The 22,885-nt window shown below is 68.6% G+C and carries 18 protein-coding genes; 13 read left to right on the plus strand and 5 right to left on the minus strand.

Annotated elements, in window-relative coordinates; all coding sequences use genetic code 11:
- Positions 1–21 precede the first annotated feature (21 nt).
- The 8 genes from MIC98_RS10890 (at position 22) to MIC98_RS10930 (ending at position 11,266) form a co-directional block, all read left to right on the plus strand.
- Positions 22–2,274, plus strand: a complete 2,253-nt coding sequence (locus MIC98_RS10890) for a methyl-accepting chemotaxis protein (protein WP_239737177.1) — start codon at positions 22–24, stop codon at positions 2,272–2,274.
- Positions 2,275–2,425: 151 nt separating this feature from the next.
- Positions 2,426–4,579, plus strand: coding sequence for a methyl-accepting chemotaxis protein (locus tag MIC98_RS17060; protein WP_275584503.1), 2,154 nt, complete (start codon positions 2,426–2,428; stop codon positions 4,577–4,579).
- A gap of 13 nt (positions 4,580–4,592) precedes the next feature.
- Positions 4,593–5,438, plus strand: a complete 846-nt coding sequence (locus tag MIC98_RS10905; protein WP_057640409.1) for a CheR family methyltransferase — start codon at positions 4,593–4,595, stop codon at positions 5,436–5,438.
- Complete coding sequence (gene cheD, locus MIC98_RS10910) at positions 5,435–6,031, plus strand: chemoreceptor glutamine deamidase CheD (RefSeq protein ID WP_057640410.1); 597 nt, start codon at positions 5,435–5,437, stop codon at positions 6,029–6,031. Before MIC98_RS10905 ends, cheD begins: the two co-directional genes overlap by 4 nt.
- Complete coding sequence (locus tag MIC98_RS10915) at positions 6,028–7,098, plus strand: chemotaxis response regulator protein-glutamate methylesterase (protein WP_239737178.1); 1,071 nt, start codon at positions 6,028–6,030, stop codon at positions 7,096–7,098. Before cheD ends, MIC98_RS10915 begins: the two co-directional genes overlap by 4 nt.
- A 21-nt stretch (positions 7,099–7,119) precedes the next feature.
- Positions 7,120–9,321 (plus strand): EAL domain-containing protein, encoded by a 2,202-nt coding sequence (locus tag MIC98_RS10920; RefSeq protein WP_239737179.1) that lies wholly within the window; start codon positions 7,120–7,122, stop codon positions 9,319–9,321.
- Positions 9,322–9,377: 56 nt separating this feature from the next.
- The gene (locus MIC98_RS10925; protein ID WP_239737180.1) at positions 9,378–10,178 is read left to right on the plus strand and encodes a YggS family pyridoxal phosphate-dependent enzyme; all 801 of its coding nucleotides are present in this window, start codon (positions 9,378–9,380) and stop codon (positions 10,176–10,178) included.
- Positions 10,179–10,255: 77 nt separating this feature from the next.
- Positions 10,256–11,266: a restriction endonuclease gene (locus MIC98_RS10930; RefSeq protein WP_239737181.1), complete on the plus strand. Its 1,011-nt coding sequence runs from the start codon at positions 10,256–10,258 to the stop codon at positions 11,264–11,266.
- 104 nt (positions 11,267–11,370) lie between these two features.
- On the opposite strand, the gene hutC is transcribed toward MIC98_RS10930, so the two are convergent.
- Together hutC and MIC98_RS10940 are read right to left on the minus strand one after the other, a co-directional pair.
- The gene (gene hutC / locus MIC98_RS10935; RefSeq protein ID WP_239738140.1) at positions 11,371–12,093 is read right to left on the minus strand and encodes a histidine utilization repressor; all 723 of its coding nucleotides are present in this window, start codon (positions 12,091–12,093) and stop codon (positions 11,371–11,373) included.
- A 17-nt stretch (positions 12,094–12,110) separates the two neighbouring features.
- Positions 12,111–13,481, minus strand: coding sequence for a formimidoylglutamate deiminase (locus tag MIC98_RS10940; RefSeq protein ID WP_239737182.1), 1,371 nt, complete (start codon positions 13,479–13,481; stop codon positions 12,111–12,113).
- A 60-nt stretch (positions 13,482–13,541) separates the two neighbouring features.
- On the opposite strand from MIC98_RS10940, the gene hutI reads away from it, so the two are divergent.
- The 5 genes from hutI to MIC98_RS10965 all read left to right on the plus strand — a co-directional run bounded on the left by hutI (position 13,542) and on the right by MIC98_RS10965 (position 19,795).
- Positions 13,542–14,750, plus strand: a complete 1,209-nt coding sequence (hutI, locus tag MIC98_RS10945; protein ID WP_239737183.1) for an imidazolonepropionase — start codon at positions 13,542–13,544, stop codon at positions 14,748–14,750.
- Between the two features lie 81 nt (positions 14,751–14,831).
- Complete coding sequence (gene hutH, locus MIC98_RS10950) at positions 14,832–16,367, plus strand: histidine ammonia-lyase (protein ID WP_239737184.1); 1,536 nt, start codon at positions 14,832–14,834, stop codon at positions 16,365–16,367.
- A gap of 179 nt (positions 16,368–16,546) precedes the next feature.
- Entirely contained in the window at positions 16,547–17,392 is an 846-nt protein-coding gene (gene hutG / locus MIC98_RS10955; protein ID WP_239737185.1) for an N-formylglutamate deformylase, read from the plus strand.
- Positions 17,389–19,056: a urocanate hydratase gene (gene hutU, locus MIC98_RS10960; RefSeq protein ID WP_239737186.1), complete on the plus strand. Its 1,668-nt coding sequence runs from the start codon at positions 17,389–17,391 to the stop codon at positions 19,054–19,056. Before hutG ends, hutU begins: the two co-directional genes overlap by 4 nt.
- A gap of 232 nt (positions 19,057–19,288) precedes the next feature.
- Positions 19,289–19,795: an N-acetyltransferase gene (locus MIC98_RS10965; RefSeq protein WP_239737187.1), complete on the plus strand. Its 507-nt coding sequence runs from the start codon at positions 19,289–19,291 to the stop codon at positions 19,793–19,795.
- Positions 19,796–19,925: 130 nt separating this feature from the next.
- On the opposite strand, the gene MIC98_RS10970 is transcribed toward MIC98_RS10965, so the two are convergent.
- From MIC98_RS10970 to MIC98_RS10980, 3 genes are all read right to left on the minus strand, one after another.
- A complete protein-coding gene (locus MIC98_RS10970; RefSeq protein WP_345772173.1) occupies positions 19,926–20,612 on the minus strand; it encodes a hypothetical protein in 687 nt (228 codons plus the stop codon).
- A gap of 152 nt (positions 20,613–20,764) precedes the next feature.
- Positions 20,765–21,034, minus strand: coding sequence for a hypothetical protein (locus tag MIC98_RS10975; protein WP_239737188.1), 270 nt, complete (start codon positions 21,032–21,034; stop codon positions 20,765–20,767).
- 318 nt (positions 21,035–21,352) lie between these two features.
- Entirely contained in the window at positions 21,353–22,879 is a 1,527-nt protein-coding gene (locus MIC98_RS10980) for an aldehyde dehydrogenase family protein (protein ID WP_239737189.1), read from the minus strand.
- Positions 22,880–22,885: the final 6 nt, after the last annotated feature.

Consider the following 22,885-nt stretch of genomic DNA (forward strand, 5'->3'; position numbering starts at 1 on the left):
GCCGCAGGAGACAACGCACCCATGCAGTGGATCAAGAACCTCAAACTGATGCCGAAGCTGATGCTCACCTTCGGCGTCGTCCTGTTGGTGATGCTCATCCAGGGCGTCGTTGCCTACCGCGGGCTGTCATCGCTGAACAGCGTCACCGAGAACCTCGGGCAGCAGCGGATGGAAAGCATCCGCCTGGCCGGCGAGCTCAACTCGCTGGTCAGCGAATACCGCAACACCTCCTACCAGAGCCTGGTGCGCGCCAGCGACGAAGTGAAGGCCGACGCGCGCAAGCGCACCGTGGAACTGCGTGGGGAGATCGACAAGGCCATCGCCCAGTACTCCAAGCTGATCGACGACGCCCAGCAGCGCAAGCTGTTCGACACCTTCACCGCCGACTGGAAGGCCGCGCTGGCGTCCTACGACAGCGTCAACGAGATGCTGGAGCTGGAGCTGCCGGACGACGCCATCGACACCTTCGTCGGCGAAACCCGCAACCTGCACGTCAAGGCCACCACCTCGATGCAGGAGCTGATCACCGACGAGGACCGCCGCGGCGACAATGCCGTGGTCGATGCCTCCTCCACCTATGCCTCGTCGCTGACCCTGATCGTCATCGGCCTGGTCGTGGGCATCGCCGCCGGCCTGGTGCTGGGCTGGCTGTTCGCCCGCTCGCTGGTGGGCAGCGTGCGCGGCGCCGTGGCCGTGGCCAACGACGTGGCCAGCGGCAAGCTCGACAGCAGGATCGACGTCTCCCGCCGCGACGAGGTCGGCCAGCTGCTCACCGCCATGCAGCGCATGCAGGCGCAGGTGCAGGCGGTGATCGCCGCGCAGGCCGAGATGGAGCGCCAGCACGCCGCCGGCATCATCAGCTACCGCATGGACGCCGCCCCCTTCCCCGGCGACTACGGGGTGATGGTCGCCGGCACCAACCAGCTGGTGGCCGGCCACATCGACGTGAAGATGCAGATCGTCGAGCTGGCCCAGCGCTACGCCGTCGGCGACTTCAGCCGCGACATGCCGCCGCTGCCGGGCGAGAAGGCCGAGATCACCGAGACGATGGCCACCATCAAGCGCAACCTCACCGCCATCAGCCACGAGATCCGCCAGCTGAGCGGCGCGGCGGCCAACGGCGACTTCAGCCTGCGTGGCGACGAGAGCCGCTTCGAGCACGAGTTCCTCGAAATGGTGCACAACATCAACACCATGATGGAGAGCACCGACCGCAGCTTGGGCGAGGTTTCCACCCTGATGCAGGCCATCGCCCAGGGCGACCTCACCGCACGCATGAACGGCGACTTCCACGGCGTGTTCGCCCGCATGCGCGACGACGCCAACGCCACCGCCGAGCAGCTGACCGACATCGTCGGCCGCATCAAGCAGTCCACCGTGTCGATAAATACTGCTGCCGGCGAGATCGCCTCGGGCAACAACGACCTGTCGCGCCGTACCGAGCAGCAGGCCGCCAACCTGGAGGAAACCGCCGCGTCGATGGAGGAACTGACCTCCACCGTGCGTCAGAACGCCGAGCACGCACGGCAGGCCAACCAGCTTGCGCAGGGCGCGGCCGACGTCGCCTCGCAGGGTGGTCAGGTAGTCGGCCAGGTGGTCACCACCATGTCGGCCATCGAGGCCTCCTCGAAGAAGATCGCCGACATCATCAGCGTCATCGACGGCATCGCCTTCCAGACCAACATCCTCGCATTGAACGCCGCGGTGGAAGCCGCGCGTGCAGGGGAACAAGGCCGCGGCTTCGCGGTGGTCGCCTCGGAGGTGCGCACGCTGGCCCAGCGTTCGGCCGGCGCCGCCAAGGAGATCAAGGAGCTGATCGAGGACTCGGTCGGCAAGGTCAGCGAAGGCTCGCAGCTGGTACACCGCGCCGGCACCACGATGGGCGAGATCGTCAGCTCGGTGCAGCGCGTGACCGACATCATGGCCGAGATTTCGGCGGCTTCGCAGGAACAGAGCGCCGGCATCGAGCAGGTCAACCAGACCGTCACCCAGATGGACGAGACCACCCAGCAGAACGCCGCGCTGGTCGAGGAAGCCACCGCCGCCGCCCGTTCGATGGAAGAGCAGGCCGCGCACCTGGCCGAGGCCGTGGCCCTGTTCCGCCTGGAGGAACAGGAGGACGCACCGGCGCCGGCGCCTGCCGCAAGCGCGGCCAGGCCGGCACCGGCCGTTGCCGAAGCCGCTTCCTTCGACATCCCCGCCAGTACGCGCCCACGCAGCGCAGAAAAGATTCCGGTGCTGGAAGAGGCCGAATCCGACTGGCAGGAATTCTGATCCAACCCACCGAAAACCCCGGCCCCGGCCGGGGTTTTTCTCAACTATCGCCGCCCCCTGCCGATAACGGCTTGGGAAGCTCCCGGTTGCATGCCGTCGGTTGGCCATGCCGCCCTTGCCAACCGCCCCATTGCCCGTCGCCCGCTCCCAAATGAATATCCTCCAATCGCTGTCGCGCGCCCTCGCCAACCTGTCCGTCCAGCGCAAGCTGATCGTGCTGACCCTGCTCAGCGCGATCGGCGTGATCGCCGTCGCCGTCATCGCCGCGCGCTTCCAGTACCTGGACGTCAACAAGACCCGGCAGATCGCGCTGGACATCCGCGTGCAGCTGGCCAACAGCGTGCTCGACAGCTACCGGAAGCAGGCGCAGGACGGCGCGCTGTCGCAGGATGAGGCGCAACGGCAGGCGCTGGCCACGCTCGGCACCCTGCACACGGACGACAACGACAACTACTTCTACGTCCTGGACACCGACAACAGGATGCTGATGCATCCGTTGCGGAAGGACCTGGTCGGGCAGGACCTGAAGGACTACCGCACCGAGCACGGCGACCGCCTGTTCCATGACCAGCTGGAGTCGGTCAGGCACGGCGACGGCTACACCACCTACCACTGGGCCAAGCCCGGGCATGGCGACAAGCCGGTGCTGAAGATGGCCTATGCCCGCATCTACCAGCCGTGGAACTGGGTGGTCGCCACCGGCGTCTACATGGACGACGTGCAGGCCCAGGCATGGCGGTTCACCGGCATCATGACCCTGGCAGGCGGCGTCCTGGTGGTACTGCTGTTCATCCTCGGCTGGTTGATCGGCCAGCGCATCGTCATCCCGCTGCGCCAGGCGACCGCCACCGCCGACGCCATCGCCCGCGGCCGGCTGGACAACGACATCCGCCAGACCTCGCGCGACGAACCCGGCCAGTTGCTGGGCAGCATGCGCCGCATGCAGGAACAGCTGCAGGCGGTGATCGCCGCGCAGCGCGAAATGGAAAGCCGCCATGAAGCCGGCTTCACCAGCTACCGCATGGACGCGGCCGCCTTCCCCGGCGACTACGGGGTGATGGTCACCGGCACCAACCAATTGGTGGCCGGCCACATCGACATGGAAACGCAGGTCATCGAGCTGGCCCAGCGCTACGCCATCGGCGACCTCAGCCGCGACATGCCGCAGCTGCCGGGCGAGAAGGCCGGGATCACCGAGACGATGGCCACCATCAAGCGCAACCTCGGCGCCATCAGCGAAGAGATCAAGCGCCTGAGCGGCGCCGCGGCCGCCGGCGACTTCAGCCAGCGCGGCGACGAAGGCCGCTTCGAGTTCGACTTCCACGACATGGTGCACAACCTCAACACCATGATCGACACCACCGACGGCAACCTGTCGCAGATTTCCACGCTGCTGCAGGCCATCGCCCGCGGCGACCTCACCATACGCATGCAAGGCGATTTCCGTGGCGTATTCGCGACGATGCGCGACAACGCCAACGCCACCGTCGCGCAGCTGACCTCCATCGTCGGCCGCATCCAGGGCGCCGCATCCAGCATCAACACCGCCGCCTCGGAAATCGCGCAGGGCAACAACGACCTGTCGCGCCGTACCGAGCAGCAGGCCGCCAACCTCGAAGAAACCGCCGCCTCGATGGAGGAACTGACCTCCACCGTGCGCCAGAACGCCGAACACGCACGCCAGGCCAACCAGCTGGCGCAGGGCGCGCAGGGCGTGGCCTCGCAGGGCGGCGAGATCGTCGGACAGGTGGTCACCACCATGTCGGCCATCGAGGCCTCCTCGAAGAAGATCGCCGACATCATCAGCGTCATCGACGGCATCGCCTTCCAGACCAACATCCTCGCGCTCAACGCCGCGGTGGAAGCCGCGCGTGCCGGTGAACAGGGCCGCGGCTTCGCCGTGGTCGCCTCGGAAGTACGCACGCTGGCCCAGCGTTCGGCCGGCGCCGCCAAGGAGATCAAGGGCCTGATCGAGGATTCGGTCGGCAAGGTCGCCGATGGCTCGCAGCTGGTGCACCAGGCCGGTAGCACGATGGGCGAAATCGTCAGCTCGGTGCAGCGGGTGACCGACATCATGGCCGAGATCTCCGCCGCCTCGCAGGAGCAGAGCGCCGGCATCGAGCAGGTCAACCAGACCGTCACCCAGATGGACGAGACCACCCAGCAGAACGCCGCGCTGGTCGAGGAAGCCACTGCCGCCGCGCGTTCGATGGAGGAACAGGCCGTCGCCCTGGCCGAGGCCGTGGCCGTGTTCAAGCTGGAAGCCACCCGCTCTCCGGCACGCAGCCTGCCGACGGCACGTTGAGGCCACCACCATCATGTCCCTGCCCGCCCCCGTCTCCCGCGACTTCGAGTTCAACGACCGTGACTTCCGCCGCGTCTGTGAGCTGATCCACCAGCGTGCCGGCATCGCCCTGGCGCCGGCCAAGCGCGACATGGTCTACGGCCGGCTGTCGCGGCGGTTGCGGGCACTGGGCATGCACACCTTCCAGCAATACCTGGACAAGCTGGAGCGCGACGGCGGCGGCGAGTGGGAGGCGTTCACCAACGCGCTGACCACCAACCTGACCTCGTTCTTCCGCGAGCCGCACCACTTCGAGAAGCTGCGCGAGGAACTGCAGGCGCGCGCCAACCGCGCGCCGCTGCAGATATGGTCGTGCGCGGCCTCCACCGGCGAGGAGCCGTACTCGCTGGCGATCACCGCCTGCGAGACCTTCGGCACCCTGGCCCCGCCGGTGCGCATCATGGCCACCGACGTGGACACCCAGGTGCTGGCCACCGGCGCGCAGGGCGTGTATGCGCTGGACCGCATCTCCGGCCTCGACCCGGCGATCAAGCGCCGCTACTTCCAGCGCGGCACCGGCCCCAACGCCGGCAAGTGCCGGGTGGTGCCGGCATTGCGCCGGCTCATCGAGTTCCGCCAGCTCAACCTGCTGGCGCCGCGCTACGATGTCGGCGGCCCCTACGATGCGCTGTTCTGCCGCAACGTGATGATCTATTTCGACAAGCCCACCCAACGCGCGATCCTGTCGCGGCTGGTGCAGCACATGGGCGACGACGGCCTGCTCTACACCGGCCATTCGGAAAACTACCTGCACGCGGCCGACCTGATCCAGCCCTGCGGGCGCACCCTGTACCGCCGCGCCAAGGGGGCCGGCGCATGAACATGCCCGCCGCCCCCGACCAGGTGATGCGCTACCGCGACGCGCGCTTCAACACCATCACCGCCAAGCTGCTGCCCACCCAGTACCTGGTGGTCGACGACGACACCGCGCTGACCACCACCCTCGGCTCCTGCGTGGCCGCCTGCATCCGCGACCCGGTACTGAAGATCGGCGGCATGAACCACTTCATGCTGCCCGACGGCAACGTCGGCGACGGCGCGCCCGCACGCTACGGCAGCTATGCGATGGAATTGCTGATCAACGACCTGCTCAAGCGCGGCGCCCATCGCAAGCGGCTGGAGGCCAAGGTGTTCGGCGGCGGCAACGTGCTCAAGGGCTTCACCAGCAACCCGGTGGGCACCCGCAACGCCGAGTTCGTGCGCGAGTACCTGCATGCCGAGCACATCCCCATCGTCGCCGAGGACCTGCTCGGCATCCACCCGCGCAAGGTCTGGTTCTTCCCGCAGACCGGCAAGGTGATGGTGCAGCGCCTGCCGCACGCGCACGAGGCCGAAGTGGCCGCCGCCGAATCGGCCGTGCGCGCCCGCCTGTCCAAAGCCCCGGTCACCGGTGGCGTGGAGTTGTTCGAATGAGCCCGCAACAGCCCTGCCGTGTACTGATCGTGGACGACTCGGCGCTGGTCCGGCAGATCCTGAGCGACCTGCTGGCCCGCGACCCCGGCATCGAGGTGGTCGGCACCGCCTCGGACCCGTTGATCGCCCGCGACAAGATCAAGCGGCTGAACCCGGACGTGCTGACCCTAGACGTGGAAATGCCGCGCATGGACGGGCTGGCCTTCCTGGAAAGCCTGATGCGCCTGCACCCGCTGCCGGTGGTGATGGTGTCCTCGCTGACCGAGCGCGGCGCCGACACCACCCTGCAGGCGCTGGCACTGGGCGCGGTGGATTTCGTCGCCAAGCCCAAGCTCGACGTCGCCCGCGGGCTGGAGGGCTATGCCGAGGAAATCTGCGCCAAGGTCAAGGCCGCCGCGCGTTCGCGGGTGCGGGCGCTGGCCGCGCCGTCGCAGCCCAAGCGCACCCTGGACACGCTGCCGGCCGGCAGTTCCCCGTCGCTCAAGTTCCGCACCACCGACCGCCTGATCGCCATCGGCTCCTCTGCCGGCGGCACCGAGGCGCTGCGCGTGGTGCTGGAGATGATGCCGGCCGACGCCCCGGCCATCGTCCTCACCCAGCACCTGCCGGCCAGCTTCAGCAGCGCCTTCGCCGAACGCCTGAACCGCCACTCGGCCATGTCCGTGCGCGAGGCCAGCGACGGCGAAGCGATCCTGCCCGGCCACGCCTACCTGCCGGTCGGCGGCCGCCACCTGCGCATCATCCGCGACGGCGCCCGCTGGCGCTGCCGCATCGACGACAGCGCGCCGGTGAACCTGCACAAGCCGGCGGTGGACGTGCTGTTCCGCTCGGTCGCGCAGAACGCCGGCGCCAACGCGGTCGGCGCCATCCTCACCGGCATGGGCGACGACGGCGCCCGCGGCCTGCTGGAAATGAAGCAGGCCGGCGCTCGCACGCTGGTGCAGGACGAGGCCACCAGCGTGGTCTGGGGCATGCCCGGCGCCGCGTTCAAGCTCGGCGCCGCCGACGAAGTGGTGCCGCTGGAGCAGGTCGCCGCACGCCTGCTGGCCTGGTCGCAACAGGGCTGACCCACCCGCCCGGGAACAGGCATGACGGCAACCGATCCACCCGCCGCGACACCCCACATGCCCGACGCCGGCACGCCGGCCCCTGCCCCCGACGCCGGGCAGCAACAGCGGATGCGGCAGTTGTCGCAGGCGCTGGACTGCAGCGACAACGGCGTCGTCCTGTGCGACCGCAACGCCCGCATCCACTACATCAACGAAGGCTTCACCCGCATGTTCGGCCATCGCCCGGAAGAGGCGGTCGGCAAGCGCCCGCGCGACCTGATCCGCGGCCCGCACACCGAACCGGCGACGCTGGAGCAGCTCGGCGCCCGCCACCGCGCCGGCCACGCCCACCGCGAGGACCTGCTCGGCTACCGCAAGGACGGCAGCCCGCTATGGCTGTCGGTGGTGGCCACGCCGCTGGGCGGCGACGACGGCCTGCTGGTCAACGTCTTCACCGACATCACCGCCGCCAAGATCCACGAAGTGCTCAGCGGCAAGGTGCTGTACGCGCTGGTGCACGAGGAACCGCTGGCGGCGACCGCCGCGCTGGTGTGCCGCGAGATCGAGCGCGTCGCCCCCGACCTGCTGGTTTCCGTCGCCCGCCACGAGGCCAACGGCGAGCTGCAACTGCTCGCCGCGCCGGGGCTGCCGCCCGCGTTCGGCATTTCCGCCACCTGCCCGCTGGTCGCCCAGCGCGGGCGGCCGGTGGAAGTGCCTGATCTGGGCGCCGACCCGGCCTGCGGCAACTGCCATGCGCAGGCGTCCGCGCTGGGCCTGCGCGCGTGCTGGTCGTACCCGATCCGCTCGACCTCCGGGCAGGTGCTGGGCGTGCTCTCCTTCCACAGCCGCCACCCCGGCCAGCCCTCGCCGTGGCACCGCAAGCTGGCCGAACTCGGCCAGTACCTGTGCGCACTGGCGCTGGAACGCGAGCAGGCGCGCTCGCGCATGCACCGGCTGGCGTTCTACGACGTGCTCACCGGCCTGCCCAACCGGGTGATGTTCAGCGCCCTGTGCGAACAGCCGCTGCAACTGGCCGAGCAGCAGCCCATGCCGATGGCGCTGCTGTTCGTCGACCTGGACCGTTTCAAGCGCCTGAACGAAAGCCAGGGCCACGCCGCCGCCGACGGCCTGCTGCGCGACCTCGCCCACCACCTGCAGGAACTGGCCGGCGCCGAGGCCGTGGTCGGCCGCCAGGTCGGCGACGAGTTCGTGCTGCTGGTGCCGCAGTGCCCGCAGCACCGCGCCGCGCTGTTGTGCGAACAGCTGCTGGCGATGATCGCCGCCCCGCGCGTGGTCGGCAGCATCACCGTCCATGCCAGCGCCAGCATCGGCGTGGCGATGTACCCGGAGGATGGCCGCGGCATCGACACCCTGCTGCAGCACGCCGACCTGGCGATGCGCCGGGCCAAGGACGAGGGCGGCGCCCGCTTCCGCTTCTTCAGCGCCGACATGAACCGGCTGGCGCAGGAACGCCTGCTGCTGGAAGCCACGCTGCGCGACTCGCTGCGACACGGCGGACTGCGCCTGCACTACCAGCCACAGCTGCACGGCGACGGCGGCCTGTACGGCGCAGAGGCGCTGCTGCGCTGGAAGCACCCGCACCTGGGCGACATCCCGCCGGCCCGCTTCGTGCCGCTGGCCGAGGAATGCGGGCTGATGACGCCGTTGAGCTACTGGGTGCTGGAGGAAGCCTGCCGCCAGCTGGCCGACTGGCACGCGCGCGGCATCGCGGTGCCGCGCGTGGCGGTGAACCTGTCGGCCAGCACCTTCGAGCAACCCGGGCTGGTCGAGCAGGTGCGCGGCCTGCTGCAGCGCCACCACCTGCCCGCCACCGCGCTGGTGCTGGAAATCACCGAGGGCGTGATGCTCTCCGAACAGCCGCAGGTGCCGGCTAACCTGCACGCGCTGCATGCGCTGGGCGTGCAGCTGTCGCTGGACGACTTCGGCACCGGCTATTCCAGCCTCAGCCACCTGCACCGCCTGCCGATCAGCGAGATGAAGCTGGACCGCAGCTTCATCGGCGAGATCGGCCACGACCCGGCCGCCGCCGCGCTGATCCTGTCGGTGCTGCGCATCGGCGAGAGCCTGGGCAAGCACGTGGTCGCCGAAGGCGTGGAAACCGAGCAGCAGCGCCGCTTCCTGATCGACAACGGCTCGCCGGTACTGCAGGGCTACCTGTACGCCCCGGCCTTGCCGGCCGACGCATTCGAGCGCTGGCTGCACGAACGCGCATCCACCTGAGCGCGCGCAGGCGGGATAATGCGCGGCAGCAGCAACGCCGCCCAAGGAGCCCCCCCATGACTGCCACCGGCACGGACACCCCCACCCGCCACGACCAGCACGGGCGTTACCCGCGCGCGGAAACCGCCGACGACTTCCGCCACAACCTGGCCGCGGTCCGCGCCCGCATCGACGCCGCCTGCCAACGCGCCGGGCGTGATGCTGCCACGGTGCGCCTGCTGCCGGTCAGCAAGACCATCGACGAGGCGCGCATCCGCCAGGCCTACGCCGCCGGCTGCCGCTTCCTCGGCGAGAACAAGGTGCAGGAGGCCCACCACAAGTGGGAGGCGATGCAGGACCTGCACGACCTGTACTGGTCGGTGATCGGCCACCTGCAGACCAACAAGGCCAAGCTGGTGGCGCGCTTCGCCAGCGAGTTCCAGGCGCTGGACAGCCTGCGCCTGGCCGAGACGCTGGACCGCCGCCTGCAACTGGAAGGCCGCCAGCTGGACGTGTTCGTGCAGGTCAACACCTCGCAGGAGGACAGCAAGTACGGGCTGGCCCCGGCCGAGGTGCCGGCCTTCGTCCGCGAGCTGCCGCAGTTCTCCGCGCTGCGCGTGCGCGGGCTGATGACGCTGGCGCTGTTCTCCGAGGACACCGCGCGCGTGCGCGCCTGCTTCGTGCGCCTGCGCGAGCTGCGCGAGCGCCTGCGCCAGGACGCACCGGACGGCATCGGCCTGGACGAGCTGTCGATGGGCATGTCCGGCGACTTCGAGATCGCCATCGAGGAAGGCGCCACCGTGGTACGCGTCGGCCAGGCCATCTTCGGCGCGCGCGCGGTGCCCGACAGTCACTATTGGCCGGCTGCCGGCAACTGAACGCAATCCCGCTTTCACACCCTGCGATCATGCAAAATCACTAAACTTCTTCGCCGCATCCATTTCCGGAACGACCGATGTTTTCCTGGCTCCTGGCCCTGCTGCTTGCCCTGACCCTGTGGGGGCTGACCTCCGCCTGGCTGTGGCTGGTCAAGCGCCGCAACACCGAGAACCAGCACGGCCTGGCCGCGCTGGCCGGCATGCGCTGGCGCGAGTTCTCGCAGATCGTGCACCGCGCCATGAGCGAGCAGCGCAACCTGCACGAACTGGTCAACGACGAGGAAAGCGCGGACCGCCGCACCAGCAGCGACTTCCTGATGGAGGGCAAGGAACGCTGGTTGATCAGTTGCAAGCACGGCCGCGCCTACCGGCTGGGCGCGGCGGCCATCACCGAAATGGCCACCGCCCAGCAGCTGACCGGCGCCGGCCGGGGCGTACTCATCACCGAGGGCCGGGTCGAGCGCGATGGCCTGGCCGCGGCGCAGAAGCATGGCATCGAGGTACTCGACGAGCGCAACCTGTGGCGGGCGCTTGCCCCCTTCGTGCCCGATGACACCCGCCAGGCCGTCGTCGGCGTCGCCAGCCGCGAAGCCATGCGCCAAACCGGCATCGCCGCATTGGGCGCGCTCACCGTGGGCCTGCTGGCCGGGCTGGGCTACCAGACGACGCTGCACGGGGACGACGCGCTGCCGGCCCGTGCCGCCGGCGCTGCGGCCATCGCCCCCGACAAGCCTCCGGCTCCGGCCGCGCCCGCCGCTGCCGGAACCGAAACGGCCACGCCGGCCCCTGCCGTCGACGACACCGCGATGGCCGCCGAAGACCTCGTCCAGAACCCCGACGCAGCCACCTTGCTGCGCTACCAGCAGGCCGTCTCCAAGAAGCTGGCCGGCACCCCGGGCGTCATCAGCGGCATCTGGCTGACCCGCAGCACCCTGTCGATCGAACGCAGCGCCGACGACGCCACGGTATGGCCGCTGATTTGCCGCGAAGTCGAGCGCTACCCGGCCCTGCGCACCACCCGCATCCAGCTCAACCCCCGCCCCGGCACCGACGAACCGGTGCGCTGGCGGCAGTGCAGCACCATTTGAAGGCAGGAACGAATGGAGAGGAACGAGGAACAAGTAAAGGCAAGCGCAACTCCAATTGCGTGAAATCGATTGCTTTCACTCGTTCCTCTCCACTCGTTTCTCGCCTACAGCCCCGGTGCGAAACGCGCCACCAGGTCGTAGGCGTCGCCGAGGAACATCTGCCGCACCCAGGTGATGGGCTGCTCGCCGAGCCAGGTCTGGCGGTCGATCACCAGGCAGGCGGTACCCACCGGCACCTGCAGCAGCGCCGCCTCGTCGGCATCGGCGGCCACCGCGCTGATGCGGTGCTGGCCGCGCGTCCACGACACGTTCTGCAGCAGCCAGCTGCCCGGCGCGTGCCGCGAAAAATCCACGTCCAGCGTCTCCGGCACCGCCTCCGGGTTGATCAACCGCCGCTCCAGCGCCAGCGGCCGGCCATCGGCCAGGTGCAGGCAGCGCATCGCCAGCAGCTTGTCCTTGCCGACCAGCCGCACCTCCTCGGCCACCTCGGCGCGCGCCTTGCGGTGCGCGCGCTCCAGCAGGCGGAAGCCGTAGGCGTGGCCGCGCCCGCCCACCGCCAGCGCGATGTCGGGGATTTCCAGCGCCACCTGCTCCAGGTGCGGCGACTGCCGCGCCACGAACGAACCGGCGCGGCGGCGGCGCTCGATCATGCCGCTCTCGGCCAGCGCGGTGAGCACCTTGTTCACCGTCATCCGCGAGCAGCCGTACTGCGCCATCAGCTCGTGCTCGAACGGGATGCGGAAGCCCGGCATCCATTCGCCGCTGAGGATGCGGCCTTCGATGTCGCCGCGGATGCGCTGGTTGAGGCTGGGCGCCTTCTTCCTGATCTTGTCCACGCGCGCGTTCAGCCCAGTATCCGTTGCAGCGCCGCACGATAGCGCACGGCCACGGCGTCGCGGTGGACGTGGCGGCCATCGCGCACCCACTGCCGGCCATTGCGCCACACCGAGCGCACTGCGCCGCCGCGCGCGGCGAACACCCAGCTGTCGAGCAGCGCATCGCCTTCGCGGCCATGCAGCGAGGGGTGCGATGTATCCAGTTCGACCAGGTCGGCCGGTGCGTCCACCGCCAAGCCGGCCTGCACGCCCAGCGCCTGCGCCGCGCCGGCCTGCGCCTGCTGGTACAGCCAGCGGCCGCTGGACAGCGCGCCCGGCGACACCACGTTGCGCCCGCGCAGGGCAAGGCGCTGGCCGTATTCGAGCAGCCGCAGTTCCTCGGCCGCGTCGATCAGCACGTTGGAATCGGAACCGACGCCGAAGCGCCCGCCCTGCCCCACGAACTCGCGCATCGGGAACAGGCCGTCGCCAAGGTTGGCCTCGGTGACCGGGCACAGGCCGGCCATCGCACCGCTGGCGGCAATGCCATGCACTTCATCGGCTTCGAGATGGGTGGCGTGCACCAGGCACCAACGCTCGTCCACCGGCATGTTGCCCAGCAGCCATTGCACCGGGCGCTGCCCGCTCCACGCCAGGCAGGCGTCGACTTCGCGCACCTGCTCGGCGATGTGGATGTGGACCGGCCCGTCCACCAGTGCCGGCAGTGCCTGCAACTGCTGCGGCGTGCACGCGCGCAGGCTGTGCGGGGCCAGCCCCAGCACCGCGTCCGGCGTGTCGCGCAGCGCCTGCCGGCAGCCGTCCAGCAGCGCGGCGAAACCTTCGACGTCGTGCAGGAAGCGGCGCTGCGCCGGCAGCGGTGCGGCGCCGCCAAAATCGCTGTGGGCGTAGAACACCGGCAGCAGGGTCAGCCCCAATCCGGTCGCGGCCGCGGCCGCGGCGATGCGGCCGGACATTTCGGCGTGGTCGGCGTAACGCCGGCCGTCCGGCGCGTGGTGCAGGTAATGGAATTCGCCGACGCGGGTGAAGCCCGATTCCAGCATTTCCATGTAGGCCTGTTCGGCCACGGCCTGCAGGTCGTCCGGGGTCAGCCGGTCGAGGAAGCGGTACATCAGCTCGCGCCAGCTCCAGAAGCTGTCGCCCGAACGCCCGCCCACCTCGGTCAGCCCGGCCATCGCCCGCTGGAAGGCATGGCTGTGCAGGTTGCCCAGCCCCGGCACCACCACGCCCAGCGCCTGCGCATCGGCGCCGGCCGGCACGCCGGCCGCCACCGCGACGACCCGCCCGTCCGCGCAGTCGATGCGCACGTCGCGCGCCCAGCCCTGCGGCAGCAGGGCCTGCGCGGCATGGAAACGCTGCGGATTGGAAACTTCGTTCGCCATCGCTGGACACTCCCGGTAGTCGCTGATTATTGTATATACAAATAGACGCGAGAGACGCGCATGCACTGCGATACGGTCTGGCACAACGCCCACCTGATGACGCTCGACGACGCGACCGGCGGGCTGGGCATCGTCCGCGACGGCATCGTTGCCGCGCGCGATGGCCGCATCCTGTACGCCGGCCCCGCTGCCGGCGCCCCCGCGTTCGACGCCGCGCAGCGCATCGACTGTGGCGGCCGCTGGATCGGCCCCGGCCTGATCGACTGCCACACCCACCTGGTCTACGCCGGCAACCGCGCCAACGAGTTCGAGCAGCGCCTGCAAGGCGTGAGCTACGCTGACATCGCCCGCGCCGGCGGCGGCATCGTCTCCACCGTGCGCGCTACCCGCGGGGCCGACGATGCGGCATTGCTGAAGGCCACCCTGCCCCGGCTGGACGCGATGCTGGCCGAAGGCGTCACCACCGTCGAGATCAAGTCCGGCTACGGGCTGACGCTGGACGACGAGCGCAAGCAACTGCGCGTGGCGAAGCAACTGGCGCAGCTGCGCAAGGTCGAGGTCGTCCCCACCTTCCTCGGCGCGCATGCGGTGCCGCCGGGGCGGCAGGCGCAGGAATATCTCGACGAAGTGTGCAACGTGATGCTCCCGGCCATTGCCACCGAAGGGCTGGCCGAGGCAGTGGACGTGTTCTGCGAGAACATCGCCTTCTCGCGCGAACAGGCCGCGCAGGTGTTCGCCGCCGCCCATGCACACGGGCTGAAGATCAAGATCCACGCCGAGCAGCTGAGCAACCAGCACGGTGCCGAACTGGCCGCGCAGCATGGCGCGTTGTCCGCCGACCACATCGAGCATCTGGACGACGCCGGCATCGCCGCGATGCGCGCGGCCGGCACCGTCGCCGTGCTGCTGCCCGGCGCCTACTACTTCACCCGCGACACCACCCCGCCGCCTTTGCAGAAGCTGCGCGAGGCCGGCGTGCCGCTGGCGCTGGCCACCGACAGCAACCCCGGCACCTCACCGCTGACCAGCCCGCTGCTGGCGATGAACATGGCCGCCACCCTGTTCCGCATGACCGTCGACGAATGCATCGCCGGCTTCACCCGCGAAGCCGCGCGCGCACTCGGCCGCTTCGATCGCATCGGCCGGCTGGCCGCCGGCATGGACTGCGACCTCGCCCTCTGGGACATCGACGCCCCGGCCGACCTGGTCTACCGCATGGGCTTCAACCCGCTGCACGCGCGCGTGTTCCGCGGCATACCAACACCGTAGGTGCGGGGCTCGCCCCGCACATCACCAACAACCGTGCGGGGCAAGCCCCCGCACCTACCCTTGAAAACCTGGAGTAACCCGATGAATTCCCCCCTCGTGCTTCGCCCCGGCCACGTCCCGCTGGCGCAATGGCGACAGGTCTACCGCGGCGCCGACGTGCGTCTGGACGCATCGGCGCAGGCCGCCGTGCTGCGCAGCGCGCAGGTGGTCGAAGCCATCGTCGCCAAGGGCGAGCCGGTCTATGGCATCAACACCGGCTTCGGCAAGCTGGCCAGCGTGCGCATCGAGCGCGAAGACCTGGAAACCCTGCAACGCAACATCGTGCTGTCGCACGCGGCCGGCGTCGGCGAGCCGATGCCGGCCAGCGTGGTGCGGCTGATGATGGCGCTCAAGCTCACCAGCCTCGCACAGGGCGCTTCCGGCATTCGCCCGCAGACGCTGGCGCTGCTGGAAGCCATGCTGCAGCAGGACGTGGTGCCCGTGGTGCCGTGCCAGGGCTCGGTCGGCGCATCCGGCGACCTCGCGCCGCTGTCGCACCTTGCCAGCGTGATGATCGGCGTCGGCGAAGCCTTCGTCGGCGGCGTGCGCATGCCGGCCGAACAGGCATTCAAGCAGGCCGGGCTGGAACCGCTGGTGCTGGGCGCGAAGGAAGGCCTGGCGCTGCTCAACGGCACCCAGTATTCCACCGCCTACGCGCTGGCCGGGCTGTTCGAGATCGAGACCGTGTTCCAGGCCGCGCTGGTCACCGGCGCGTTGTCGGTGGAAGCGGCCAAGGGTTCGGACACCCCGTTCGACCCGCGTATCCACGGCATCCGTGGCCAGCGCGGGCAGATCGCCACCGCCGCCGCGTTGCGCACGCTGATGCAGGGGTCGGCCATCCGCGAATCGCACCGCGACAACGACGTGCGCGTGCAGGACCCGTACTGCCTGCGCTGCCAGCCGCAGGTGATGGGCGCGGCGTTCGACGTGATCCGCCAGGCGGCGACCACGCTGGAAATCGAGGCCAACGGCGTGTCCGACAACCCGCTGGTGTTCACCGACACCGGCGAAGCGCTGAGCGGCGGCAACTTCCACGCCGAGCCGGTGGCCTTCGCCGCCGACATGCTGGCGATGGCGATCTGCGAAATCGGCTCGATCAGCGAGCGCCGCGTCGCGATGCTGGTCGACCCGGCGCTGTCCGGCCTGCCGGCGTTCCTGACCCCGAAGCCCGGCCTGAACTCGGGTTTCATGATCCCGCAGGTCACCGCCGCGGCGCTGGTGTCGGAGAACAAGCAGCGCGCCTATCCGGCCAGCGTCGATTCGATCCCGACCTCGGCCAACCAGGAAGACCACGTGTCGATGGCCGCGCACGGCGCGCGCCGCCTGCTGGCGATGGCCGAGAACGCCGCCAATGTCGTCGGCATCGAACTGCTGGCCGCCGCGCAGGGCTGCGACTTCCACGCCCCGCTGCGCTCCAGCGAGGCATTGGAAAAGGTGCGTGCCACCCTGCGCGCGCAGGTGCCGACCTTGCAGGACGACCGCTATTTCCATCCGGACATGGTGATCGCCACCGGCCTCGTGCGCAGCGGTGCGCTGGCTGTTGGCCTGCATTCGGTGCTGCCGCAGGTGGAAATCTGAAAGCCCCTCTCCCACCGGGAGAGGGGTTGGGATGAGGGGCGAACGGAGTCCAGATGGTTCAACCATTACTGACTCCATCCACCCCTCATTCGCCCTACGGGCACCTTCTCCCGGCGGGAGAAGGGAAAAGCCATCACCTTCGCCACAACCTGCCGCTCCTGCCGAACATAGGTTTGCAGATGACCCCGATTCCCGACTGGCTCCACCTCCACCAAGGCGACGCTCCATTGATCGTCAGCTTCCCGCACACCGGCACCGACCTGCCCGGTGAACTGGCCGGCAATTTCGTCTCGCCCTGGCTGGCCCGGCGCGACGCCGACTGGTGGGTGCACGAGCTGTATGCCTTCGCCCGCGAACTCGGCGCCACCACCGTGCGCTCGACCCTGTCGCGTTCGGTGATCGACCTCAACCGCGACCCGTCCGGCGTGTCGCTGTACCCCGGCCAGAACACCACCGGCCTGTGCCCGACCACCACCTTCGATAACCAGCCGCTGTATCGCACCGGCCACGAACCGGACGAAGCCGAGATCGCGCGCCGCCGCGACACATATTTCGCGCCCTACCACGCCGCGCTGGCCGAACAGATCGCACGCCTGCGCCAACGCCACGGCACCGTGGTGGTGTACGACGCGCACTCGATCCGCTCGCGCATCCCGCACCTGTTCGACGGCGAACTGCCGCAGTTCAACATCGGCACGGCGGGCCCATCGGGAGCCGGCGACACCTCCTGCGACAACGCATTGACCGACGTGGTCGAGAACCTGTGCGCCCTGAGCGGCTTGGGCCACGTGCGCAACGGCCGCTTCAAGGGCGGCTGGATCACCCGCCACTACAGCAACATCCCCGGCGGCGTGCACACCCTGCAGATGGAGCTGGCCTGCCGCGGCTACATGCACGAGCCGGCCACGGTCGACGAAAACAACTGGCCCACACCTTACGACCCAACCCACGCCACGCCGGTACGCGACACCCTGCAACAGGTACTGCGCGCCAGCCTAGATTTCGCCTCCCGGAGAGACTCATGACCCGCCACGACCCCACCCGCAGCCCGCGCGCACCGCGCGGCAACACCCTCAACTGCAAGTCCTGGCAGACCGAGGCGCCGTTCCGCATGCTGCAGAACAACCTCGACGCCGAAGTGGCCGAAGACCCGACGTCGCTGGTCGTCTACGGCGGCATCGGCCGCGCCGCGCGCGACTGGGAGAGCTACGACAGGATTCTGGAAACACTGAAGCGGCTGGACGACAACCAGACCCTGCTGGTGCAGTCCGGCAAGCCGGTCGGCGTGTTCCCCACCCACCCCGACGCACCGCGCGTGCTGATCGCCAACTCCAACCTGGTGCCGCACTGGGCCAACTGGGAGCACTTCAACGAGCTCGATAAAAAGGGTCTGATGATGTACGGCCAGATGACCGCCGGCTCGTGGATCTACATCGGCTCGCAGGGCATCGTGCAGGGCACCTACGAAACCTTCGTCGAGATGGGCCGCCAGCACTACGGCGGCAGCCTGAGCGGCAAGTGGATCCTCACCGCCGGCCTCGGCGGCATGGGCGGCGCGCAGCCGCTGGCCGCCTCGCTGGCCGGTGCCAGCAGCCTGACCATCGAATGCCGCCAGAGCAGCATCGACTTCCGCCTGCGCACCCGCTACGTGGACGAACAGGCCAGCGACCTCGACGACGCACTGGCGCGCATCGCCAAGTACACCACCGCCGGCGAAGCAAAATCCATCGCCCTGCTCGGCAACGCCGCCGAAATCCTGCCGGAACTGGTGAAGCGCGGCGTGCGCCCGGACTGCGTGACCGACCAGACCAGCGCCCACGACCCGGTGCACGGCTACTTGCCGATCGGTTGGACGGTGGAACAGTGGCTGGCCGAACAGAAGGCCAACCCGGAGAAGGTGCGTGACGCCGCCAAGGCTGCCATGCGCGTGCACGTCGAAGCGATGCTCGCGTTCCACGCCGCCGGCATCCCTACCGTGGACTACGGCAACAACATCCGCCAGATGGCCTTCGACGAAGGCCTGGAGAACGCCTTCGACTTCCCCGGCTTCGTGCCGGCCTACGTGCGCCCGCTGTTCTGCCGCGGCGTCGGCCCGTTCCGCTGGGTGGCGCTTTCCGGCGACCCGGAGGACATCTACAGGACCGACGCCAAGGTCAAGGAAATCATCGCCGACGACCCGCACCTGCACCGCTGGCTGGACATGGCGCGCGAGCGCATCAGCTTCCAGGGCCTGCCCGCGCGCATCTGCTGGGTCGGCCTGGGCCTGCGCCACAAGCTCGGTTTGGCGTTCAACGAAATGGTGCGCAACGGTGAGCTGAAGGCACCGGTCGTCATCGGCCGCGACCACCTCGACTCCGGCAGCGTCGCCTCGCCCAACCGCGAGACCGAAGCGATGAAGGACGGTTCCGACGCCGTGTCCGACTGGCCGCTGCTCAACGCCATGCTCAACGTCGCCGGCGGCGCGACGTGGGTCAGCCTGCACCACGGCGGCGGCGTCGGCATGGGCTACAGCCAGCACTCCGGCGTGGTCATCGTCTGCGACGGCAGCGAGGCCGCCGACCGGCGCATCGCCCGCGTGCTGTGGAACGACCCCGGCACCGGCGTCATGCGCCACGCCGATGCCGGCTACGACATCGCCATCGACTGCGCGAAGGAAAAAGGACTGGACCTGCCCGGCATTCCTGGCTGATCCAGACAAGCCAATGGCTCTGCCTTTCGTGGAAGAGCGGTCGCGCCACATCAAGATGGCCTTCTCCAGCGGAAGGCCATGTTGTTTCTGAGTCACCGCTTGTGTGTAGGCATCGCGTAACGCTCGTCACCGGCCACCACCAGCAGCAACAGTCCGCCTGCTCGGCCGCACCTTGCCGCCGGCAGCCACCTGGATTTCCCGGCATGCGAATGCCCCTTGCTCCTCGACGCCCATGAACCTCTCTATCCGCAACGAGCAACCCAACGACGTGAACGCCATCGCCCGCCTCACCGAGGCCGCGTTCGCCAACGCACCGCACACCAGCCATACCGAGCACTTCATCGTCGCCGCCCTGCGCAAGGCCGGGCAGTTGAGCGTTTCGCTGGTGGCGGTGGAAGGCGACGACCTCGTGGGCCATGTCGCGGTATCGCCGGTGACGCTGTCCTCCGGCGACGCTGGTTGGCACGGACTAGGCCCGATCTCGGTGCGCCCGGACCGGCAAGGCCGCGGCATCGGCTCGGCGTTGATGCTCGAAGCCATCGAACGGCTCAAGGCGATGGACAGTGCCGGTTGCGTGCTGTTGGGTGATCCGGGCTACTACGCACGCTTTGGATTCAGGGCGTACGAGCAGTTGGTGCTGCCCGGAGTGCCTGCGGAGTATTTCCAGACGTTGCCGCTGGCTGGTGGAATCCCTGCCGCCGAAGTCAGCTATCACACTGCATTCCAGGCGAATGCCTGATGGGATTCGCCATGATGCCAAGCGGGCTCACGGCTGGCTTTCGCCACAAGCGGAATGGACCCGCGCAGGAATCAAGCTGACCAGCCGCGGTACTGCCTCGCACACCCAAGGTGATACTTCGACGCACGCTTCAATGGTGGGCGCGTCCGGCGCGTCTTCCACCATTTCCGGGCGCTACCGTGCGGCTTTGCACGAACTCCGGGAAGGTCTCGGCCAGCGGCGCCTTGTCCGGCAGGATGTAGAAAACCCCGCCCCGCTCGAACGTCTGGCGGACGACCTGCTCGTAGAACCCGGGCGAGACATTGATGCAGCCATGCGTGATGCGATTGTCGTCCGGCGAGGGCGATGCAAGACGCTCGGGGCGCCTCTCGGCAGGGACACCGGTAGCGGTAGGGTGGATGGAGACCGCGGAATCATAGTCCACCCACAGCACGCGCCCGGCATCTATCGACGGGCCGAAACCGCCCACGAAGCGACCCGCAGGCGTCGTGCGATCCCGCCCCGGAATCTCGCGAAGCGCCAGACCGGCGACGCCGGGGGCGATGTGATCGCCCGTCGCCGAGCCGAACAGCGCAGGCGCCGCGCCGCGGAGCCGGCCGTCGCCGCCGAACACCAGGATCTGTGCAGCGGCCTTGTCCATGATCGCGAAGGGATAACCTTCGCTGTCCCGGGTTGCGACAACCCAACCCGCAAGTTCGATCACCGTGTCGGACACGTCCTGGCCCTGCGGAAGCTGATCGACGGCGGCTACCGGTTGCGCGGCGGCATCCTCGGCGCTGGCCACGCCGATGCTCGCGCATGCCAGCGCCAATGCCAGCGCGCCATGAACGGCCCGGACTGCAGCATGTCTGTAAATACGGATGGGAGACTCCTTCGAAACGGAAGACTGCGTGACGAAGGGAAACCAGTGGCCCGCAAAGGCCACCGGGTTCCTGATTCAGGAATTCATCACGAATCGTGCAAGAGCGACTAGCCGCGCGCCGCGCGGCGGGGCGCCGTTTCGAGCTGCTGGACGCGACCTTCGATCTGATCCAGGCGCTGGTTGGCCCGCTGCGCGGACTGGTTGGCGGACTCGGCGCTCTGGGCCGCGCCCTGCACCTTCGCGTCGAGCTGATCCAGGCGGGTGTTGATGTTCGCGAACTCGTTTTTGTAGGTGGCACAGGCGCCAAGGCTCGAGGTGGCGATGATCGCGACGCCAAGCATGCCTGCCGTCTTCAGATGTTGTTTGGTCAGAAACATTCCACTCCTCCTTCGTCGGGGAGCTTGGAATATAGCGGCCTTTTTGCAGAGGCCATGACTCCGCCTTCAGCTGATGTTGGAACACGTGGATGGTTCGTGAAGACGGAGCGACGCGTGAGAGTTCCCGCGGAGTATTTTCTGGCGTTGCCGCTGGCGGGCGGAGCGCCGGCTGCCGAGGTGAGTTATCCCACTGCGTTCGGGTAAGCACCCGATACAACCCCGGGACATATCGTCTGGCCACCGTAAAGACATTGTCGGCTTGGGATATCCCCTTGCGATTCGTCCCTCAATCTGTCCGCAGCCGCAGCAGGTTTCCGGTCAGTAGCCCAACCGGACCGCCTTGATTTCGGTGAATGCCGACAGTCCGACATGGCCGTTCTCGCGCCCGAAGCCCGACTGTTTGACGCCACCAAAGGGCAACGTGGCTTCGCCACCTCCACCATTGACGATGACCTGGCCGGCTTGCAGCAGTCGAATCAGGCAATGCACCGTGCCGATGTCGCGCGCCCAGATCTTGGCGGAAAGCCCGTAAGCGGAATCGTTGGCCAGTGCGGCGACCTCATGCGGGGAGGCTGCGTCATCGAATGGCGTCACCACAAGCGCGGGCGCGAAGATTTCTTCGCGCGAAACACGCATGCCGGGGGTGGCATGCGTGATCAAGGTCGGCTCGTAGAAATAGCCAGGACCGGAGCGTGCATGGCCGCCACGCTGGACCACTGCGCCGGCCGCAATGCTGTGATCGATGATCTCCTGCGCACGCATGCGTTGCGCCGCAGAGATCATCGGCCCCATGTCCGTAGTCGCCAGATGGCCCGGCCCGATGGATATCCGGTCCATCGCAGCCTGCATCCTGTCCAGCAGCGCGGCGTAGACCGAGCGCTGTACGAACACACGCGACCCTGCCGCGCAATACTGCCCGCTCTTGAAAGTGATCTCGCCGACAATCGCCTTGGCCGCCTTGTCCAGGTCGGCATCGGCGAACACGAGCACTGGCGACTTCCCGCCGAGTTCCAGGACAACACGCTTGAGGTTGCTCTCCGCAGCAGCGGCCATGATCCGCTTGCCGACGGCCGTGGAGCCGGTAAAACTGACGACGTTGACGTCGGGATGATCGACAAGCGCCTGACCCGCCACAGCGCCCGTGCCGGTCACGATATTCACGACACCGGCAGGGATACCCACCTCGAGACACAACTGGCCGATGCGCAGCGCCGACAGCGGCGCAAGCTCGGCTGGCTTGATCACCACGGTGCACCCTGCGGCGAGTGCCGTCGCGACTTTCTGCAACACCATCAGGAACGGCGCATTCCACGGCGTGATGATTCCGGCGACACCGATCGGCTCGCGCAGGAAATAGTCCATGCAGGTCGTGTCGGCGGGTTGCATCGGCGTCTCGCCCGCGATCTTGGTCGCCCAGCCCGCATAGTCACGCAGCGAACGGATGCCGAGCGGCACGTCACCGTTGGCTATCGATCGCAAGCTGTGGCCGGCATCCATCGATTCGAGCAACGCCATTTCCGCCTGCTCGCGTTCGATCGCATCGGCCAGTGCAAACAGCATTGCCGCCCGGCGCGAAGCGGGCAGGCGCGGCCAGGGACCAAGCTGGAAGGCTCGCTGTGCGGCGGCCACGGCGAGGTCGATGTCCTGCTCGTCGCCTGCGGCGATCGTCGCGACGCGGCTGCCATCCGCGGGATCATCCACTTCCAGCGAATTACCCGCGGCGGGGGCCTGCCAGTTTCCGTCGATCAGCACGGCTGGCCGTACTTCGGCCAGCGCACGGCGCAACTCGTCATGTAGCGCGGTGGACTCCTGCCCCTCGCCATGCTTGGTCACTACGATGTTCATGGAAAG

Origin of the sequence: Stenotrophomonas sp. NLF4-10 (assembly GCF_022359915.1) — a bacterium.
Taxonomy (GTDB): domain Bacteria; phylum Pseudomonadota; class Gammaproteobacteria; order Xanthomonadales; family Xanthomonadaceae; genus Stenotrophomonas; species Stenotrophomonas daejeonensis.

Bases quoted from the DNA above. Each gene is read 5' to 3' on its own strand.
- MIC98_RS10890 (WP_239737177.1), top strand. From the start codon at position 22: ATGCAGTGGATCAAGAACCTCAAACTGATGCCGAAGCTGATGCTCACC.
- MIC98_RS17060 (WP_275584503.1), top strand. From the start codon at position 2,426: ATGAATATCCTCCAATCGCTGTCGCGCGCCCTCGCCAACCTGTCCGTC.
- MIC98_RS10905 (WP_057640409.1), top strand. From the start codon at position 4,593: ATGTCCCTGCCCGCCCCCGTCTCCCGCGACTTCGAGTTCAACGACCGT.
- cheD (WP_057640410.1), top strand. From the start codon at position 5,435: ATGAACATGCCCGCCGCCCCCGACCAGGTGATGCGCTACCGCGACGCG.
- MIC98_RS10915 (WP_239737178.1), top strand. From the start codon at position 6,028: ATGAGCCCGCAACAGCCCTGCCGTGTACTGATCGTGGACGACTCGGCG.
- MIC98_RS10920 (WP_239737179.1), top strand. From the start codon at position 7,120: ATGACGGCAACCGATCCACCCGCCGCGACACCCCACATGCCCGACGCC.
- MIC98_RS10925 (WP_239737180.1), top strand. From the start codon at position 9,378: ATGACTGCCACCGGCACGGACACCCCCACCCGCCACGACCAGCACGGG.
- MIC98_RS10930 (WP_239737181.1), top strand. From the start codon at position 10,256: ATGTTTTCCTGGCTCCTGGCCCTGCTGCTTGCCCTGACCCTGTGGGGG.
- MIC98_RS10940 (WP_239737182.1), bottom strand. From the start codon at position 13,481: ATGGCGAACGAAGTTTCCAATCCGCAGCGTTTCCATGCCGCGCAGGCC.
- hutI (WP_239737183.1), top strand. From the start codon at position 13,542: ATGCACTGCGATACGGTCTGGCACAACGCCCACCTGATGACGCTCGAC.
- hutH (WP_239737184.1), top strand. From the start codon at position 14,832: ATGAATTCCCCCCTCGTGCTTCGCCCCGGCCACGTCCCGCTGGCGCAA.
- hutG (WP_239737185.1), top strand. From the start codon at position 16,547: ATGACCCCGATTCCCGACTGGCTCCACCTCCACCAAGGCGACGCTCCA.
- hutU (WP_239737186.1), top strand. From the start codon at position 17,389: ATGACCCGCCACGACCCCACCCGCAGCCCGCGCGCACCGCGCGGCAAC.
- MIC98_RS10965 (WP_239737187.1), top strand. From the start codon at position 19,289: ATGAACCTCTCTATCCGCAACGAGCAACCCAACGACGTGAACGCCATC.
- MIC98_RS10975 (WP_239737188.1), bottom strand. From the start codon at position 21,034: ATGTTTCTGACCAAACAACATCTGAAGACGGCAGGCATGCTTGGCGTC.
- MIC98_RS10980 (WP_239737189.1), bottom strand. From the start codon at position 22,879: ATGAACATCGTAGTGACCAAGCATGGCGAGGGGCAGGAGTCCACCGCG.